Origin of the sequence: Bradyrhizobium roseum (assembly GCF_030413175.1) — a bacterium.
In the GTDB taxonomy this organism is placed as follows: domain Bacteria; phylum Pseudomonadota; class Alphaproteobacteria; order Rhizobiales; family Xanthobacteraceae; genus Bradyrhizobium; species Bradyrhizobium roseum.
The window spans coordinates 4,398,998-4,416,611 of sequence record NZ_CP129212.1 but is presented as its reverse complement, the minus strand read 5'-3'; the positions used below and the strand labels follow the sequence as shown (position 1 = coordinate 4,416,611).

Genomic DNA, 17,614 nt, shown 5'->3' with positions numbered 1-17,614 from the left:
CGAGGCAATGCCGGCATGAGAGATGATGTGGCGTGATGTTCCGGCGCCTGATTATTCTTGGTGGAATTGCAGTCTTCTCGGGCGTGGAGCCCGCGACGGCGCAATTGTGGATGCCGGTGCAGGCACCGCAACTGACGTCGCCGCAATCGTTGGCGCGACCGCCGGAGCCGGCCACCATCCGTCGCGAGAAGAGCGGCACCGCTTTCTTCGTCGATGATGCCGGACATATGCTTACCGCACGCCATGCGGTGGAAGACTGTACCCGCCTTGTCGTCGCCAAGGAGGGGCGCGTCGTGCCGGCCCGCACCGTGGCGCTTTCGCCCAGGTTCGATGTCGCCTTGATCAAGGTGCCGAAAACGCTGGGGCTGGCCGCCGTGTTTCCGCGCAACGGTGCGCCTTCTGTCAACGACATGATGTTTGCGGCCGCCTACGACAAGCTGCCGGCAATGCCGGCGCGGGGCGGCGTGCTCGCAAACGCGACCGTGGCGCCGGGCGGCGGCGAGGCCGGCCATCTCGTGATCGATTCCACGGTCACTTTCGGTGCAAGCGGCGCGCCGGTGCTCGACAGCCGTGGTCTGGTGGAAGGGGTGATCAGCCGCCGGACCCGGATCGATCGTGTGCTTGCCGTCGGTGCGTCTGAGGCCAAGGCGTTCTTGACCAGCAACGGCGTTCGCTTCGATCAGGATGATCGACCCCAGATCGCCGGCGGTGCCGCCCGCGCTAACCGTGCCGCCTCGATTTCGGCCCGTGTCACCTGCCTGCAAAACTGAGCGGGCAGAGTAGGGCATTTCGAGTTCACTGGGGGCGCCTCTGCCATGTCTTTGAGTGTTGGTTCGCACCGGTTTCGATATTACGTAGCCGTGCTATGCGCCGTGATGCTCTATCAATGGGCGATCACGCCGGCACCTGTCGCTGCCCAGAGCCTTGACTACCGCGATCCGTCGAATGTGCCGCCGTCCTGGAAGCAGTTTTCAAAGCTGGTGCAATACCGCTTCGAGACATGGGTCGGCGCCGATGAGGAAGTCGCCAATCGCTTTCGCGCCTATGTGATGAATTCCGGCAAGGAAGATGGAGCGCCGCCTAGTCTCGTGGTCCGTGCCTGGCTCAACCCTGACGGGACGGTCGAACGGGTGTCATTTCCGGCGCTGAAGGATGCGCGTGCGGATGCGGATCTGAGGACCATCTTGACGCGCGGAAATATTGGCGAAGCGCCACCGCCGGAGATGCTGCAGCCGATCAGCCTGCGCTTTCTCCTCAACCTGAAGAAGTGATGCGTCGCAAGCGGCAGCACGCATTAGCGGCTGTGATGAACGTTCGATTCTCACTACTTTCTTTGCTTGCCGGCAAGCCAGAGGCGCGGCCGTCGGCGCCTTGCGGTTAGATGGTTGTCATGCAACTGATATAGAACGTGGCCGCGCTTGCGCCGCAGCGGGTTCTTGCCGGGCCTGTTGAGGGCAGCAGCTACAGAGTACCCGGGCAGTCTGGACAGTCATTAATGCGGTTCTTGGTCGATAAGAATGGTCCGTCGAGCGCGACGGCGTCCCCTGTCACCAGAATTGTTGACTCTCCCAGTCTTCCGATGGATTGGTCGAAATCTCGATGGAAAGGCTCGCGGACGGATCCTCGAAGTCGGAGACTTCTGCCCATCGCCTATGCGGCGCTGATGATGATCGGCATTTTCGCGGCGGGTGCAGCCGAAGATCGGGGCGTGCGGCCGGGCGAGCCGATCACATTCCGTATTCCGGCACAATCGCTTGCCGGTGCGCTGCAGGCCTATGGGCAGGCGACCGGCATCCAGGTGCTGTATGAAAGCAACTCGGCGGTCGGCCGGACGTCTGTTGCCGTCGAAGGCAGCTTTACGGCTGACGCCGCGCTCGACCTGTTGCTGAGGGGGACTCAGCTGCGTGTGCGCTACATTCGTCCGGATGCGATTACTTTGGCTCCGCCGTCCGAAGAAGGCCTGAACCGCATGCCGCCTTCCATCCCGCTGGCCACGTCGGATCTGTCTCTGGGCACGTTGCGGGTGCGCGGCGCCAGCACCGGCGACAGCCGGTTGCAGGACTACAGCCAGGGCGTGCAGATGGATATCCAGAATGCGCTGCGGAAAAATCCGAAGACGCGGGATGGAAGTTACCGCGCGGTACTGGACCTATGGATCGATCCCGCGCGGACGATCGAGCGGACGGAGTTGCTCCGGTCGACGGGCGACCGCGAGCGCGATGCGGCGGTTGCAGCGACGCTGCGCGGGGTGACGATCAGCCGGCCGGCGCCGGTGAACATGCCGCAGCCGGTCCGCGTCGGCATTGTCGTGAATTCCCTGCAATGATCGTCGAAGAATTACAGCAGCGGGCTCGGAAACAGCAGGTACCGCTGGCGCCGCCCGTGCTGCCTTATGCGGATGAGACCGCGGCGTGGTCTTCGGGAGAATTGCTTCGGCTGTTTCTCGCGCCGATCCTGGTAACCCTGTTTCTCGTCGGCGGTGTTTACTGGATCAGGCTGCAACTGCCGACCGGCTCGACGGGCCAGCAGCAGAACTCGGTCGTGCAGGTTCGTCTGCTTCCGCGCCCCGATTCCGTTCCCACAATTGCCGCGTCGGTCTCGGAATCGATCACCCAGACGGTCGCCAACCGCGCCGACACATCGTTGAATGAGCCGGATCCGACGCCATCGGATGATCCTGCTCCCGTCGCAAGAGCGAGGACTTTCACGCCCGCGGAAGCGCCTCCATCGAGCGTCCTGTCGTCGTCCTCGGCGGTGAGCGATCCGGCCAGCAGCGCGGCCGTGAAATTTCAACAGGCGCTGCTGCGGCATGTCGCGCAATATCAGCGCTACCCCAACGCCGCCCGGGCCCTTCATCTCGAAGGAAGGGTCGATACACAGTTTGCGATGAGCAGGGACGGCAAGCTGCTCGGCGTATGGGTGAAGACGAGTTCTGGCCAAGTCATGCTCGACAAGGAAGCGATCGAGACGATCCGGCGCGCGCAGCCGCTGCCTCCGATCCCCCCGGAGTTGCCCGATCGTTTGAACATTCACGTCCAGCTGGTATTCGATCCGGCCTGATCTTCATTGGCCGGGGTAGATGAGATTGCCGTGGACGAGCGCAATTCGATGCATTCTCGCAAAAGTAGCAATTATTTGCGTCATAAATGTGTAGTTCAGGCCCGCTACGACCTCATCATCCCGGAGATTGTCTTGCGGACGACGGAAGAGTGTGTGGAGCCCGCGAAACGTGGCTGACATTAATCGAGTACGGCTACGAGGCCAGCTGGTCGAGAACTACGACGGCTTGATCAGGAAACTCACGCGCCGCCTGGGGTCATCAGACTTCGCACACGATGCCCTGCACGAGACGTTCCTGCGGCTGGACCGCGTCACCGATACCGTGCAGGTACGCAGTCCGATCGACTACATCTTCCGGACCGCGATCAATATTGCGAAGGATCGGCAGAAGGCCCAGAACTATCGCGTCAGCGCATCGGAGATCGATGCGCTGCTGGATATATGCGACGACGGACCAGATCCGGAAAGAACAGTCGAGGCGCGTTCGGAGATTGACGCCTTCAAGCGCGCACTGGCGGAGTTGCCGCCGCGGTCCCGCGAAGTACTCCGCAGCATCTCGATCGATGGGCAGTCGGCGCAGGAAGTGGCCGTGCGGCTCAAGGTCAGTATCCGCACGGTCGAGAGCGATTTGAGAGCCGCGCTGGGCCACTGCGCCGACAGTCTCGATTACAAACTGCGACGCCGACTTGGCGGTCCGCGACCCCGAGTCTGACCGAAACTGGCAGCGAGGCCGTGACGACTGACGCGCGCCCGTGAAACGCGCGGATATGGATATAGGCAAACGAATTTTGTAAGTTTTAAGTTGCTTTGTTGCGGTTTGGCTTCGGGATAGCTGGTTCTCAGTCGTCTATCGAGTAGACACCATGCGGTAGTATCTCGGAGTGCTGGCAAGCTGGGGGAGAGGTTTCCGGGGAATGACGCGGGCGGTCGAATCGGGATCTGTCAGAAGTGATTCACGCGAGGGATCGCAGCCATCGTGCCGCGACCCGCGGACGCATTCCGAGCTAGCCGATCGCTGCGGCGTTTCCGTCCGCGGCGACAAGGTGCCGAGGCGCTCGAATTCCGGTGGAATCGGCTGTATACCGGCTTTGGACATCTTTGGTTCCAGTGGGATATCGGTTCGGCGAGCGCGGCAGATGGACGATAGATCGTGACTGCAGCCGACGACACGGCCGGAGATGACCCGCTTTTGGAGGAGTCCCTCGACTGGGTTGCGCGTCTGAAGGGCGGCGCGCCGACCAGGGCCGACGTCGAAGCGCTGCAGCGCTGGCGCGACCAAAGCCCCGCCCACGAAGAAGCCTTCAAGGCAGCGGCCCGGATTTTCCGTAACGCCGGTTTGGCAGCCGGCGAACTTGCCGATCGACCGGATGCGTTCGGTGTTGCGCCGGTCTTGCACGGCAATTCTCGCAGCGTGTTTGCACGTCGCGCTTTCTTGGGCGGTGCGGTCGCCGCTGGAGCCGTCGGCTATCTCGTCGTCCGTCCGCCGCTCGGTATGTGGCCGTCCCTTGAGGAGCTATCCGCCGATTACAGGACCGGGAAAGGCGAGCAGCGCAAGATCGCCGTCTCGTCCGACGTATCCCTGGAATTGAACACTCAAACCAGCATCGCGATGCGTTCGGCGCCGAACGAAACCCGGATCGAGTTGATTTCGGGCGAAGCTTCGGTAGCTGCAAAGCGGCCCTCGCCGAAGCCGTTCGTCATGCTGGCCGCGAACGGCCGCATCAGCGCATCACACGCGGACTTCAATGCGCGCTGCCTCGACGGCAACGTCCGCGTGACATGTTTGAACGGAACGGTCGACGTCACCCTGGACGGAAAGGCCGTGCAGCTTCGCTCGGCCGAGCAGGTCTCATATTCTTCCGGCGGATTTGAAGTGACGGTGCCGGTCGATCCGAGCCAGGTTGCGGCTTGGCAGACCGGATTGTTGATCTTTCGCGACCAGACACTTGCCGATGTCGTGGACGAGGTCAATCGCTATCGATCCGGCAAGATCATCATCACGAACGCAGAGCTGAAGCTCCGGGTCGTCAACGGCACCTTTCAGATCAGCAAGCTCGGCGACTTCGTGCTCCAGGTTCAGCAGCTGTTCGGAGCCCAGGCGCGATCGCTGCCGGGCGGCGTCGTCCTGCTCGGCTGAACCGAGTTCAGCCGCTACGCCAAACTTTCATCCGTTTCGTTCCGCCGATCGCCACCCGCGTCCGGTGCTGTCTCGGTGCGCGATTCGCCCGACGCCGGCGCGCGTGCAAACCAGACCATAAAAAAATCGTAAAAATTTCTCGTTTTGCTCAAAAAGTCTTGCAGGTTCGGTGTCGGCCAATCGTCTTCTGAACGAGGGATGCGATCACGGCGTTCAACCGTGGTCGCGCTATCGGTTTCAGAGGGCGGGCGGACTTTCCGTGCAAAAGGCTATTGATAGAGAGCTGCGCTGGCGGATGCCGGCGGGCAGGATGTTGTGTTGCCTGACGGCAGGAGCGGTGACTCTTGCCGGTGGGTTGTTCGCTGCCGGTCCGGCCTGTGCGGCGAAGCCCGCCAACGCCGCCAAGCAGGCCGCTTCGTCAGGTGCCTCGAAGCCAGCCGAGCCTTCGCCGCCTGCGGCGCAGAAGCCTGCTGCAGCTGCCGTTCAGCGTTTCGACATCCACGATTTCGCAATCCAGGGCGCCGAGACGCTTCCGCAGATCGAAATCGAAGAAGCGATCTATCCGTTTCTCGGGCCGAACAAGACCGCCGACGACGTCGAAAAAGCGCGGGCAGCGCTTGAGAAGGCCTATCACGACAAGGGCTTTCAGACCGTCAGCGTTTCCGTTCCGCAGCAGAACGCGCTGAGCAAGATGATCACCCTCAAGGTGACCGAACTCAAGGTCGGGCGGCTTCGCGTCAAGAACTCGCGCTACTTCCGGCTCGACAACATCACCAGCAAGGCGGGCTCGCTGAAGGAGGGAAAGGTCCCGAATTTCGGCGAAGTTACCAAGGACATCGTCGCGCTCAACCAATGGCCGGACCGGCGCGTGACGCCGGCGCTGCGGGCCGGCGTGACGCCCGGCACCGTCGACGTCGATCTGAACGTCGAAGACAAGGTCCCGATCCACGCCAGCGTCGAATTGAACAACCGGCAGTCGCCCAACACGACCGCGCTGCGGCTGAGCAGCACGGTGCATTACGACAATCTGTGGCAGCTCGGGCACTCGCTAAGTTTCACCTACCAGGTCGCGCCGCAACGCCCGAACGACGCAACGGTTTTTTCGGGGTCCTATCTTGCGCGCGTCCAGGACGTCGACTGGCTGAACATTCTGTTCTACGGCGTGAAGTCGAGCAGCGACGTCGCGACCGTCGGCGGCACCAACGTGGTCGGACCCGGACAGATCTTCGGCAGCCGCGCCGTGATCACGCTGCCGACGCAGGAAAATCTCTTCCATACGCTCTCGGCCGGCGTCGACTACAAGCATTTCGACCAGACCGTGAAGCTCGGCGGCGACGGGTTCTCTTCTCCCGTCACCTACTATCCGGTGGTTGCCAACTACAGCGCGACATTCAGCGCCGAGAACTCGACGACGCAGTTCAACGCGGGCATCACTTATAACCTGCGCCCGCTGGGCGACGGCATAGTGCCGTTCGACAACAAGCGCTTCAAAGCGTCCCCCAGCTTCACCCATTTCAACGCCGACGTGTCGCACACCCACGAGCTACCGGAGGGTTTTCAGCTCTACGGCAAGGTCCAGGGCCAGGTCGCGGACGGTCCCCTGGTATCGAGCGAGCAGTTCAGCGTCGGTGGTCTCGACACTGTGCGCGGCTATCTGGAATCCGAGACGCTCGGCGACAACGGCGCGGTCGGAAACCTCGAATTGCGCAGTCCGAACGTCGGTGAACTGCTGCAGAAGCAGATGAAAGACGAGACCGGGCAGGGCCAGGCACGATTCACGGTGTTCAACGAATGGCGATTCTTCGGCTTCACCGACGCCGGCACCGCCAACATCCTGAAGCCGCTGCCCGAGCAACAATCGACGTTCAATGTGTGGAGCTACGGCGTCGGCACGCGCTTCAAGATGTTCGACTACCTCAACGGCACGCTCGTCTATTCGGTGCCGATGGTGAGCCAAACCTATTCTGCCGCGCGAAACCCGCGCGTGAACTTCCGGATCTGGGGTGAATTCTGATGATTGGGCGATGGGATAATATTGGCGCGGGCCGATCTGCGTTTCGGCGCAAGAGCGGGCGTATTCTGACGGGGCTGTTGCTCGGGCTCGCGACGGCGGTCGCGATATTTCCGTCGCCCGCTGCGGCCTGGTGGAACGACGAGTGGCAGCTGCGCAAGAAGATCACGATCGACGCCAGCGCGTCCGGCGCCAACATCACCGATCCGATCGGCGCCGCGCCGATTCTGGTGAGGCTGCATGTCGGCAATTTCCGTTTCGCTCAGGTCAAGGAAGACGGCAGCGATCTTCGCTTCGTCGCCTCCGACGACAAGACGCCGTTGAAACATCACATCGAGAAATACGATTCGCTGCTGGGCGAGGCGCTGGTCTGGGTCGCGGTGCCGAACGTTCAGCCCGGCGCCAAGGCCGATATCTGGCTCTACTCCGGCAACAAGAAAGCGGTTGCGACCGGCGATGCGAAGGGCACCTACGATGCCGACACGCAACTGGTCTATCATTTTAACGAGCGCGGCACGCCGGCCCTGGATTCGTCGGTGTGGGCCAACAATGCGCAGAGCGTCGGTCAGCCGGCGGACGGCTCGCTGATCGGCACCGGCCTGCGGCTCGACGGTCGCGCTGCGCTGACGCTGCCGGCATCGTCGTCGCTGGCGTTCAGCGACGGCACGCCGTTGACGTGGTCGGCCTGGATCAAGCCGGGCGCGCTGCAGCCCAACGCCGCGTTGTACAGTCGCCGCGACGGTGGCAATGCCCTGGTGATCGGGCTGGACAATGGTTCGCCCTTCGTCGAGGTTAGCAACGCCGGGGCAGTGCAACGCAGCGGCGCTGGAGCACCCGTCGCGCCCGGTACCTGGCATTATGTCGCCGTCGTTGCGAACAGCGGCCAGATCACACTCTACCTCAATGGCGCTGCCTATGCGACGCTCGGGGCCAATCTGCCCGCGCTCAATACGACCAGCGTGATCGGAGGCGACACCGCTATCGCCTCCGTCGCGACGCCGTCTGCGGCCCCGCAGCCTCCAGCCCCGGCGGTGCCGGCTGCAGACGGTGGCGCGCTCTCCGATGCTGCGGGGCCAGCCCCGGCTGCGGAGGGGGCGCCGGCTCCTGTTGCCGCCGCGATGGCTGGCTTCGCCGGCGACATCGACGAACTGCAGATTGCAAAAATCGCGCGGCCCGCCGGCTTCATCAGGTTCGCGGCGATCGGGCAGGGGCCGGACCAGGCCAAGCTCGTCGCCTTCAGCGTCGACGAGGAAACCGCGAGCTGGCTCTCGGGTTACTTCGCCGTCATCCTGAAGTCGGTGACACTCGACGGCTGGATCGTTATCGGCATCCTGATGATCATGGCGGCGGTCAGCTGGGTCGTGATGTACGATCGCGCCTCCTATCTCAACAAGCAGGCCGCGGCCAACGCCCGCTTCATGAAGAGCTTTCGCGAGATCGCGTCCGATCTCACGATGCTCGACAGCGGCGAGGACGAGGATATCGCGAGTCTCGGCGGCCGCATGACCGCGGCCGATGCCAGGGCCATGCGTTCGTCGTCGCTGTATCGCATCTATCACCTTGGCGCCGCGGAAATCCGTCATCGTTTCGCCCACGGCGGCAAGCGCCTGCCGATCCTCTCGGCAACGTCGATCGCAGCGATCCGCGCCACCCTTGACAGCGGCTATGTCAAGGAAATCCAGCGGCTGAACCGATTGATGGTCGTCCTGACCATCGCGATTTCGGGCGGACCCTTTCTCGGCCTGCTCGGCACCGTGGTCGGCGTCATGATCACGTTCGCCGCCATTGCCGCAAGCGGAGACGTCAACGTCAACGCAATCGCGCCCGGCATCGCCGCTGCGCTGGTTGCAACCGTTGCTGGCCTCGGCGTCGCGATCCCCGCGCTGTTTGGCTACAACTACTTGATCTCCCGCATCAAGGACCTGACCAACGACATGCAGGTCTTCATCGACGAGTTCGTGACGAAGATGGCCGAGTTCTACTCCGCCGATCGGATCGAACAGAGCATCGCCGCGGAGTAACACCCATGCAGGTTCAGGGCGACGCCAAGCCGTATGACGACATCAACATCACGCCGATGCTGGACCTTGCCTACGTGCTGCTGGTGATCTTCATCATCATGACGACGGCGACGGTACAGGGCCAGAAGGTCAATCTGCCGAAGGCGACGGCCGCACCGAGCCTGGCCACGCAGACGACCAAGGCGATCACGGTTGCCAATGACGGCAAGATCTTCCTCGACACCATACCGGTGACGTTGCCGGAACTCGAACAACGCCTGGTGCAGCAAAAGGCGCTGACGCCGGAATTTCCGGTGGTGCTGCGTGGCGACGCGCAGGCCCAGTACCAGAACATCATGGATGTGCTCGATCTGCTCGGGCGCATCGGCCTGTCGCAGGTCGGTCTCGCGACCAAGCCGCTAGTGAAGTGACGGATCGAATGGGTTCCGCCATGGACATGCGCGTCGCCACAAGGATTATCAGGACGTTATGGTCCCGGCTTCGCGGTGCGCCGTCGCCGATCGAGCAGGACTTCGGTGAACGCCGTGAGCGTTCGACGCTGAAGCGAACTGCGGCGACCGGGGGCGCGCACCCCGTCGCGTTGCAGGATGACAGGCGAGGCCGTGAGGAACATGGCGGCGTGCTGTTGCCGTTCCCGCTTCGCGGCGAGGCGCTGCTGGTCAAGCTTGCGGATCAACTGCAGAGCCGCATCGGAAGCGTCGGGCTCGATCACGATCCGCTGCTGCTGCGCATCTCACGTTGCCCGGGGTCGCGGCTATCGATCGACCGCGCCGCTCATGTCGAGTTCCTGGCTGATCGAAACATGTATTGCGTTTCCATCGAGGCGCAACCGGAGACCAAGGTTACCGTGGAAACGACGGATTTCGACACTGTCGTTCAGTTCGTCGTGCAGTACGTCGCCGAACGGCTGGCCGAGCCGGTGACGTTGGACGTTGCGTCATGAACATGCCGCTGCACAATCACGACGCTCCGGGCGCGCGCGATGCAATTGCGTCGACGCCTGCTGTGCAACGTCCGGCGAGGGAGCGTTGGGCGGTGGTGCGTTACGTTGCAGCGCTGGTGGTCATCGCTGGGCTGTTCGGCTTCACGCTGTTTTTCCTGGTCGGCAATGACGACATGCCGCCGCCGCGCCAGGTACGTGAGCTCACCGTCGTCAACATCGTGCCGCCGCCGCCACCGCCCCCGCCGCCACCACCGCCGCCGCCCGAGCAGAAGATGATCGAGCAGCCGAAGATGGCCGAGCCGGATTTCAAGGAAGAGAAGCCGGTCGACAAGCCAAAGGACGAACCGGTCAAGGACGCCAAGAACGATGAGCCTCCGGGGCCGCTGGCGCTTGATGCGAAGGCGGTCGGGCCCGTTGATCTGTTCAATCTCGGCAGCAAGGTGGGCGGCAGTCCCTATGGCGGCGGCGGAGGCGGCGGAAGCCGCTGGGGCTGGTACAGCACGATCGTGACCGACCAGGCCACGGCCGCCATCCGCGCCAATCCGCGGACGCGGAACATGGCGACGCAGATTCAGGTGCGGCTGTGGGCCGACGCGACCGGGCGCGTGACGCGGGTGACGATCTCGCCGTCGACAGGCGACGCCGAACTGGACGCGATCATCCGCGACGAGGTGCTCGGCAAGCTGACGCTGCGTGAGCCGCCGCCGAGGGACATGCCGATGCCGGTGGTGACGCGCGTGACGGCGCGCCGGCCGAGCTGAAGTGGTTCGTAACGATTTCGCCGACTATTAAAGGACTGAGGAACGATGTTTAAGAAGAAATCAGACGCAAGCCGGCGCTTGATGCCGCTCGCCGTATCGCTGTGTGCGCTGACCTGCGCCGCTCCGGCGCTGGGCCAGACCGCCTTGGGCGAGGGGCAGTCGTCGGCAAGGACATCCGACAGGCGAACAGGGGTATCGCAGGTCAGGCCGGCTTCGCCGAACGCCACGATCAACCTGGTGAACATGCTGGTCGAGCAGGGCGTGCTCAAGCAGGCGCAGGCGGAGGCGCTGATCCGGCAGGCAAATGACGAGGCCTTTGTGGCCCGCGAGGCAGCAAAGGGAGCGGCGACGAAGGCCGACGAGGCGGCCAAGGCGGCGAATGCCGCAACCGCCGCCGCAACTCCCCCTGGAACCCGCCACGTCACCTATGTGCCGGAAGTTGTCAAACGGCAGTTACGTGAAGAGATTAAACGGGAGGTCATGGAGAGGGCGCACAAGGAAAACTGGGCGTCGCCGGGCAGATATCCGGAGTGGGCCCAGCGGATTCGCTTCTCGGGCGATCTGCGTGCGCGCTACCAGGGCAGTTTCTTCCCCGAAGGAAACAACCAGCTCGATGCGATCAACTTCAACGCCATCAACACCGGCTCGCCCTATGATCTGGCGAGTTCGACGAACTTCCCGACCTATAACACGACGCAGGATCGCCATCAGCCTCGGCTTCGCGCCAGGCTCGGCATGGAGGCGGACATCTACAGCGGCTTCAGCGCGGGCCTGCGGATCGCGACCGGCGAGAACAGCTCGCCCGTATCGACCAATCAAACGCTCGGCGCGAGCGGCGGCAATTTCTCGAAATATGCCTTGTGGCTCGACCGCGGATTCCTGAAGTACCAGGCGTTCGGCGACAATCTCAACGTCTCGATCGGCCGGTTCGACAATCCGTTCTGGTCGCCGACCGATCTGGCTTGGCACCGGGATCTCGGCTTCGACGGCGCCGCGGTGCAAGCCAAGTACGACCTCTACGAGTGGTTCACGCCGTTTGCTGTCGCCGGCGCGTTTTCGATCTTCAACACCGACGCCAATGCGGGCAGCAACCTGGCGATTCCAAATGCGAAATTTGGCAGTCAGGACAAGTGGCTGTTTGGTGGTCAGGCCGGCTTCGTCTCGCGGTTCGCGCCGGAATCGAGCTTCCGCGCCGCGGTCGCCTATTACGACTTCGCCAACGTCCAGGGACGGCTCTCCAGCCCCTGCTTTGCGCCGACCAGCGCCGACATTTGCGATACTGATATCAGGCGGCCATCCTTTTCGCAGAAGGGCAACACGTACAGGTTCCTGCGCGACCTCGTTGTCGATCCCGCCAATCCGGCGCCGCCGCTTTACCAGTATTTCGGTCTGGTCAGCCAGTATCGCCCGGTTGTCGCCAGTGCGCAGCTCGATTTGGGCCATTTCCACCCCGTTCATATCGTGCTCGACGGCGAGTATATCTGGAACTCCGCGTTCGACCGCGGCCTGATGAACGCCTTCGCGGTCAACAACCGCGGGCCGGATGTCGCTCCGGGAGTTGCCGGCCCCCACAACGGCGGCAACCAGGGCTGGCTGGCCCGCGTCACCGTCGGTGACAGGGTGATCAAGCGGCTCTGGGACTGGAACGTCCACGCCGGCTACAAGTATCTGGAGTCGGACGCCACGATCGACGCGTTCGTCGACTCCGACTTCGGTCTGGGCGGCACCAATCTCCAGGGCTACTTCATCGGCGGCAATGTCGGCCTCAGCGACAACGTGTGGGCCAGCCTGCGCTACCTGAGCGCCAACAATATCGCGGGCCTGCCTTATGCCGTCGACGTCTTCCAGGTCGACCTGAACGCGAAGTTCTGATCATGCAGCTACGAATCACCACTTTTGCATTGCTTCTCGCCATGGCCTTCTGCGGCGAGGCCCGCGCCGACACCGAGCACGATCGCCTGCGCGAGGCGCTGCGCAGCGCTACCGCGCAGACGCGCCAGCTGGAAGACCAGCGTACCGCCTCGCAGGCAAAACTCGCCGAAGCTGAAAAGGAGAAGGCCGCGCTCAAGGCGCAGATCGACGCCGCCAAGGCCGAAACCAAGCGGCTCGAAAAGCAAAATCGCGAGGCGGTCGACGAGTTCAACCAGCGCCTGACCGAGCGCGACGAGACGCTGGAAAAATGGAAATCGGCCTACGAGGAAGCCGCCACGGTGGCGCGTACCAAGGATGCCGAGCGCGCCAAGTTCGAGGGCGAGGCAACTGCCTTCAAGGCGAGCACCAAGAGCTGCCTGGCCAAGAACACGCAGCTCATCAAGGACGGCAACGAAATCCTGAAGCGATATCGCAGCCTCACGGTGGGCGAAGCTTTCATGGCGAGCGAGCCGACGATCGGCGTGGGCCGCGTCAACGCGCAGAATTTCCTGCAGGAATATACCGACAAGCTTCTCGATCAGAAGGCGACACCATGAACGTATCGATCGTTTCAAGCACATTCCAGCCGGTCCGGATTGCGGCCCTTGCCGCGGTGATCGCCGTCATGCCGGTCGGGGCTTTTGCCCAGACGCCGCCGCCCGCGCCGCAACGTGTCGCACCGGCGCCAGCGCCGCCCAAGCAGAGGGCCGCGCCCCAGGCCGCCGGATCCGAAGCGCCAGCGCCTTCGGCGCCCGCGACGCAGGGGTTGGCTGCCGCCAAAACGGATGACGTCATCGCGCGGGTCGGCAACGCCAACGTTTCGTCTGACGAACTCCGTGCTTATGTCGGCGCGCTCGGCGCGCAGGATCAGGCGGCGCTCGCCAAGGATCCCGCGCTGCTCAGCCAGGCGGTTCGCATGCTGCTCGCCAACCGCCTGGTGCTGCAGGAGGTTCTTGCCAAGAAGTGGGACCAACAGCCGACGATCGCGGCGCAGCTCGATCGGGTGCGGGAAAACGCGTTGACCGAACTCTATCTGCAGTCGGTCTCGACGCCGCCGGCCGGCTTTCCGAGCGAGGACGACCTGCAAAAAGTCTACGACGCCAACCGCGCCGCCCTGCTGATGCCGCGCCAGTTCCAGCTCGCGCAGATATTCATCGCCGCGCCGAAGGATGCCGACAAGGCGACGGAAGAAAAGGCGAAGAAGAGCCTGGACGAGGTGGCGGGCAAGTTGAAAGCCCCGGGTGCCGATTTTGCCGCAATCGCGCGCGCTGCCAATGAGAAGGACGGCGGCGATCTCGGCTGGGTTACCGAAAACCAGATCCGGCCGGAAATCAAGACGCTGTTGATCGGGCTCGCCAAGAACAGCGTATCCGAACCCATCCGCCTCGACGATGGCTGGCACATCCTCAAGCTGATTGACACCAAGGCCGCCTACACCCGCACGCTTCCCGAAGTCCGCGATCAGCTGGTGCAGCAGATTCGCGCTGAAAGGGCAGGTGCGATGCGCCGGGCCTATCTCGCCGAACTCCTGAAGCGTAACCCGCCGATCCTCAACGAACTCGCGCTGTCGAACCTGCTCGACAGTTCCCGCAAGTAATTCTCGAAGTGGAGTCTCCTATGTCCGATAACCCCATCACCGAACTCGCGCTCGATAGCCTGCGAGACGCTCTCCAGCAGGTCGGCTATCGGGTCGAGGAGGCGACCGATCCGGTGGCCAACGTGTCGTATCTGCGCTCGGCGACCGGCGGACTCGCTTTCGACGTTCGGCCCGGAAACCGGCTCCCCGACGGAAGTTTTGTCGACATCGCATTCACCGCCGTGCTTCAGGTACAGGGCGAACTTCCGCTCGAACTGGTCAACCGCTGGAATGCGACGCGCCGCTTTGCGCGCCTGCAGCTCAGTCAGCCGTTCCTCGTCCTTACGCTCGATGTCTCGGTGGCGGGCGGCGTGATGCCGAACCACCTTCGGGCCCACATCGAAATCTGGGATCGCCTGGTGCAGGAACTGATCGCATATCTGCGCGACGAACTGCGCCAGCTTTCTGCGAAGAGCGAAACGACCGCACCAGCGATGCCCAAGGCACCGACGCTCGAAACGGCGGTCGAGGCGGGCGCCTCCGGAACCGTCCAGTGATGTCCAAGCGTCGCGAATTGGCAGCGAACTCTCCTGCACCGGCCGGGCGACATGCTATTCCGCCGGCGGCCGTCGGCAGGCGTTCACGCCGCGCGGCGTGGTGGAAGCGCGTCGTCCATTCCGTGGCGGGGATGGCGGGGCTGATCGCCGCCTGGGCGGAGGCGAACGCGTCGCCTGTTGCCGCGTCAAGCGGTGTGTACCGGCCTGCGACGGCAGTTCCGCAGTCCTGGCAGGTCTTCGCTAGACAAGTGCAGGCGCGGATCGAACAGCAACTCGCCGGCGATGGCGACAGGGCGCGTCATGTCCAGGACTACCTGGTGCGTTGCGACGGCGAAGCCGGCGCGCCTTCAAGGTTCGTACTGCGGGCCTGGATTCGGGCCGATGGCAAGGTCAACCGCATCGAGGTCGACGGGATCGACGATGCCGCTGCGGCAGCCGATCTGCGGGCGCTACTGATTGAAGGCGACGTTGGCGTGCCGCCGCCTGCGATGCTGCAGCCGTTGCATCTGCGCCTTTCGCCGCGGGCGAACGACCGGCCGCGAGAAGGGAACTAGCGGATGGTCTCGCGTACGCAACGTGCGTCGTGCGGCGCAGTTGGAACGTGGTTGTCGATATGGGCGACCATCGCCCTGGTCATTCTGTCCGGAGGCGCGCTCGCAGAAACGGTTTCGACGTCGTTCGATGCCCGGTTCACCGCCGTCGACACCCTTGATCGACCGGCACCGGTGCAGCCGGCTGCTTTTGCCTCGGCACCGAACAAGAGCAATCGCGCAACGTTACCGGCGCCGACCGTCGCTACCGATGCGCGCTCGCGTTTTCGTGCGCTGATCGAAAAGGAGGCGGCGCGGACCGGCCTGCCGTCCGAGATCGCGGAGGCGGTGATGTCAGTGGAAAGCGGGTTCAATCCGGGCGCCATCGGCGGCGTCGGCGAAATCGGCTTGATGCAAATTCTGCCTTCGACGGCGCGCATGCTCGGCTTCAACGGCACGCTCGCCGAACTCGCGGTGCCCGAAACCAACATTCATTATGGCGTGACTTATCTCGCCAAAGCGTGGCGGCTGGCGGGCGGCGATATTTGTACGGCGACGATGAAGTACCGTGCCGGTCATGGCGAAACCCGGTTTTCCCATCTGTCCGTCAATTACTGCCTGGCCGTGCGGTCCAGGCTTGCCGCGCGCGGCTTTCAGGTATCGGGCACGGTTCCTGTTGCGACCTTCGGAGAGCCGGGCAGGAGTGGCGGACCGGTTAGCTGTGGCCGCAAATGCGCCGGGCTGGCGCGCATCGGCACAGTGAATATCGCGGCACTCAACACCCGGCTCAGCGCGCTCGTCGTGCAGGCGCGGGCGGGACGATAGGAGGCAATGAAGATGCGGCGGACCATGCTGACGCTCGTTGCCGCGGTTGGACTTGTCTCGACGGGGCAGACCGAGCAAGTCAAAGTGCTCCCGGAAATCGTCATCGGTGCACCGCCAGTCAACCCCCAAGCAAGCGCTCCGAGTCGCCCTGAAATCGTTATCGGCGGTGGTGCGGGCAATGTACCGGCCAAACCTGAGAAATGCGCCGAAACCGGATCGGGCAAGGCGATTGATTGCCTCAATCAGAAACTCAGGCGCGAGGTGGATCGTGTCAATCCCGTCATGAACCTTCCACCGATCGATGCGCGCTCGCCGGACATCAAGACCGGTGTGGTGAACATCCCGGCCGTTCAGCAACAATACGGCCGGAATTTCGGTGTTTCAGTCGTTCCGTACCGGCCCCCGCCGCCGGTGTTCACCACGCCCGGGGTACGTCGATAGAACGATCCGGACTTCGGGTGGCTCGCATCGGAGATGTCCTGGCGGTCGGAGCGCAGGCTGTTCTCTCTCCCTTTGTTCGATGACACGCCAGTGTAATACACCCTCCGTAAGGTTCTCAGGCGGACTGGTCATCGTGTTGTAGATGTGAGGATGCGTTGTGACACCGGATGCGCAAATGGTCGCGCAAGGCCGGAGCGCTCGGTTATGCCGCGCGCTGCTTTTGGGAGTCGGACTGGCGCTGACGAGTCACGGGGCGGTTTCACAGACGCGAAGTCCGATACAGTTCGCGATTGCTGTCCAGCCGCTGGCGGCTGCGCTTGATGCCTATGCCGTCGCATCCGGCGTCGAACTCTATTACGATGGCGATCTGACTGCCGGCCGGCGCTCGCAAGTGGTTGAGGGGCGGCTGGTTCCGGAAGCCGCCTTACGGGGTCTACTGGCCGGAAGCGGTCTTGTCGCCCGAGCGACCGGTCCAAACAGTTTTGTCATTACGTTCGATCCATCCTTGCGGCTCCCGAGCGCCAGCCATCAGTCATATTTTGCGGTGATCCAGTCGCGGGTATCGCAGGCGTTGTGCGCACATCCCGAAACGAGACCCGGCGACACGGACCTGCTGCTGCAGCTGTGGATCTCGTCCATGGGAAGCGTGCAGCGCGCGCAACTACTCGATTCCCCGGGCGGGGAGATGCGGGAGAGTGTATTTGCGGTAGCGTTGCGCGGGATACCGATCGGCGCCGCACCGCCTTCGGACCTGCCGCAACCCATCACAATGGCGATCCTTGCGCGCGCCAGGGGCGAACCAAGCGGTTGTCGCGGCGCTTCGACGACGGCGGTACGCTAG

The 17,614-nt window shown here is 63.4% G+C and carries 19 protein-coding genes; all 19 read left to right on the top strand.

From position 1 onward, the window contains the following. Positions 1-35 precede the first annotated feature (35 nt). The 19 genes from QUH67_RS21230 to QUH67_RS21140 all read left to right on the top strand — a co-directional run bounded on the left by QUH67_RS21230 (position 36) and on the right by QUH67_RS21140 (position 17,614). Positions 36-770: a S1 family peptidase gene (locus QUH67_RS21230; protein WP_300940942.1), complete on the top strand. Its 735-nt coding sequence runs from the start codon at positions 36-38 to the stop codon at positions 768-770. A gap of 45 nt (positions 771-815) precedes the next feature. After that, positions 816-1,271, top strand: a complete 456-nt coding sequence (locus QUH67_RS21225) for a hypothetical protein (protein WP_300940941.1) — start codon at positions 816-818, stop codon at positions 1,269-1,271. Positions 1,272-1,663: 392 nt separating this feature from the next. Next, entirely contained in the window at positions 1,664-2,326 is a 663-nt protein-coding gene (locus QUH67_RS21220) for a secretin and TonB N-terminal domain-containing protein (RefSeq protein ID WP_300940939.1), read from the top strand. After that, entirely contained in the window at positions 2,323-3,060 is a 738-nt protein-coding gene (locus QUH67_RS21215; RefSeq protein ID WP_300940938.1) for a TonB family protein, read from the top strand. Before QUH67_RS21220 ends, QUH67_RS21215 begins: the two co-directional genes overlap by 4 nt. Positions 3,061-3,229: 169 nt before the next feature. Beyond that, positions 3,230-3,772, top strand: a complete 543-nt coding sequence (locus QUH67_RS21210) for an RNA polymerase sigma factor (RefSeq protein WP_300940936.1) — start codon at positions 3,230-3,232, stop codon at positions 3,770-3,772. Positions 3,773-4,210: 438 nt separating this feature from the next. Next, on the top strand, positions 4,211-5,197 hold the full coding sequence (locus QUH67_RS21205; RefSeq protein WP_300940934.1) for a FecR family protein: 987 nt from the start codon (positions 4,211-4,213) through the stop codon (positions 5,195-5,197). 295 nt (positions 5,198-5,492) lie between these two features. Further along, positions 5,493-7,211, top strand: coding sequence for a ShlB/FhaC/HecB family hemolysin secretion/activation protein (locus QUH67_RS21200; RefSeq protein WP_407080472.1), 1,719 nt, complete (start codon positions 5,493-5,495; stop codon positions 7,209-7,211). Further along, positions 7,211-9,229, top strand: coding sequence for a DUF2341 domain-containing protein (locus tag QUH67_RS21195; RefSeq protein ID WP_300940931.1), 2,019 nt, complete (start codon positions 7,211-7,213; stop codon positions 9,227-9,229). The genes QUH67_RS21200 and QUH67_RS21195 overlap by 1 nt, the downstream gene beginning before the upstream one ends. Before the next feature lie 5 nt (positions 9,230-9,234). Beyond that, entirely contained in the window at positions 9,235-9,639 is a 405-nt protein-coding gene (locus tag QUH67_RS21190; protein ID WP_300940930.1) for an ExbD/TolR family protein, read from the top strand. Between the two features lie 20 nt (positions 9,640-9,659). Further along, complete coding sequence (locus QUH67_RS21185; RefSeq protein WP_300940928.1) at positions 9,660-10,172, top strand: hypothetical protein; 513 nt, start codon at positions 9,660-9,662, stop codon at positions 10,170-10,172. Further along, positions 10,169-10,933: an energy transducer TonB gene (locus QUH67_RS21180; RefSeq protein WP_300940927.1), complete on the top strand. Its 765-nt coding sequence runs from the start codon at positions 10,169-10,171 to the stop codon at positions 10,931-10,933. The genes QUH67_RS21185 and QUH67_RS21180 overlap by 4 nt, the downstream gene beginning before the upstream one ends. A gap of 45 nt (positions 10,934-10,978) precedes the next feature. After that, positions 10,979-12,805 carry a putative porin gene (locus QUH67_RS21175; protein WP_300940926.1) on the top strand — a complete coding sequence of 609 codons (1,827 nt, stop codon included), beginning with the start codon at positions 10,979-10,981 and terminating at the stop codon, positions 12,803-12,805. A gap of 2 nt (positions 12,806-12,807) precedes the next feature. Further along, entirely contained in the window at positions 12,808-13,401 is a 594-nt protein-coding gene (locus QUH67_RS21170) for a hypothetical protein (protein WP_300940924.1), read from the top strand. Then, positions 13,398-14,441 (top strand): peptidyl-prolyl cis-trans isomerase, encoded by a 1,044-nt coding sequence (locus QUH67_RS21165; protein ID WP_300940923.1) that lies wholly within the window; start codon positions 13,398-13,400, stop codon positions 14,439-14,441. The genes QUH67_RS21170 and QUH67_RS21165 overlap by 4 nt, the downstream gene beginning before the upstream one ends. Before the next feature lie 20 nt (positions 14,442-14,461). Continuing rightward, positions 14,462-14,977, top strand: a complete 516-nt coding sequence (locus QUH67_RS21160; protein ID WP_300940922.1) for a YbjN domain-containing protein — start codon at positions 14,462-14,464, stop codon at positions 14,975-14,977. After that, the gene (locus QUH67_RS21155) at positions 14,977-15,531 is read left to right on the top strand and encodes a hypothetical protein (RefSeq protein ID WP_300940921.1); all 555 of its coding nucleotides are present in this window, start codon (positions 14,977-14,979) and stop codon (positions 15,529-15,531) included. The genes QUH67_RS21160 and QUH67_RS21155 overlap by 1 nt, the downstream gene beginning before the upstream one ends. Positions 15,532-15,588: 57 nt before the next feature. After that, positions 15,589-16,332: a lytic transglycosylase domain-containing protein gene (locus QUH67_RS21150; protein ID WP_407080471.1), complete on the top strand. Its 744-nt coding sequence runs from the start codon at positions 15,589-15,591 to the stop codon at positions 16,330-16,332. Positions 16,333-16,356: 24 nt separating this feature from the next. Then, a complete protein-coding gene (locus QUH67_RS21145; protein ID WP_300940918.1) occupies positions 16,357-16,773 on the top strand; it encodes a hypothetical protein in 417 nt (138 codons plus the stop codon). Between the two features lie 175 nt (positions 16,774-16,948). Continuing rightward, entirely contained in the window at positions 16,949-17,614 is a 666-nt protein-coding gene (locus QUH67_RS21140) for an STN domain-containing protein (protein ID WP_300940916.1), read from the top strand.

Bases quoted from the DNA above. Each gene is read 5' to 3' on its own strand.
- QUH67_RS21230 (WP_300940942.1), top strand. From the start codon at position 36: ATGTTCCGGCGCCTGATTATTCTTGGTGGAATTGCAGTCTTCTCGGGC.
- QUH67_RS21225 (WP_300940941.1), top strand. From the start codon at position 816: ATGTCTTTGAGTGTTGGTTCGCACCGGTTTCGATATTACGTAGCCGTG.
- QUH67_RS21220 (WP_300940939.1), top strand. From the start codon at position 1,664: ATGATGATCGGCATTTTCGCGGCGGGTGCAGCCGAAGATCGGGGCGTG.
- QUH67_RS21215 (WP_300940938.1), top strand. From the start codon at position 2,323: ATGATCGTCGAAGAATTACAGCAGCGGGCTCGGAAACAGCAGGTACCG.
- QUH67_RS21200 (WP_407080472.1), top strand. From the start codon at position 5,493: ATGCCGGCGGGCAGGATGTTGTGTTGCCTGACGGCAGGAGCGGTGACT.
- QUH67_RS21195 (WP_300940931.1), top strand. From the start codon at position 7,211: ATGATTGGGCGATGGGATAATATTGGCGCGGGCCGATCTGCGTTTCGG.
- QUH67_RS21190 (WP_300940930.1), top strand. From the start codon at position 9,235: ATGCAGGTTCAGGGCGACGCCAAGCCGTATGACGACATCAACATCACG.
- QUH67_RS21185 (WP_300940928.1), top strand. From the start codon at position 9,660: ATGGACATGCGCGTCGCCACAAGGATTATCAGGACGTTATGGTCCCGG.
- QUH67_RS21180 (WP_300940927.1), top strand. From the start codon at position 10,169: ATGAACATGCCGCTGCACAATCACGACGCTCCGGGCGCGCGCGATGCA.
- QUH67_RS21175 (WP_300940926.1), top strand. From the start codon at position 10,979: ATGTTTAAGAAGAAATCAGACGCAAGCCGGCGCTTGATGCCGCTCGCC.
- QUH67_RS21170 (WP_300940924.1), top strand. From the start codon at position 12,808: ATGCAGCTACGAATCACCACTTTTGCATTGCTTCTCGCCATGGCCTTC.
- QUH67_RS21165 (WP_300940923.1), top strand. From the start codon at position 13,398: ATGAACGTATCGATCGTTTCAAGCACATTCCAGCCGGTCCGGATTGCG.
- QUH67_RS21160 (WP_300940922.1), top strand. From the start codon at position 14,462: ATGTCCGATAACCCCATCACCGAACTCGCGCTCGATAGCCTGCGAGAC.
- QUH67_RS21155 (WP_300940921.1), top strand. From the start codon at position 14,977: ATGTCCAAGCGTCGCGAATTGGCAGCGAACTCTCCTGCACCGGCCGGG.
- QUH67_RS21145 (WP_300940918.1), top strand. From the start codon at position 16,357: ATGCTGACGCTCGTTGCCGCGGTTGGACTTGTCTCGACGGGGCAGACC.
- QUH67_RS21140 (WP_300940916.1), top strand. From the start codon at position 16,949: ATGGTCGCGCAAGGCCGGAGCGCTCGGTTATGCCGCGCGCTGCTTTTG.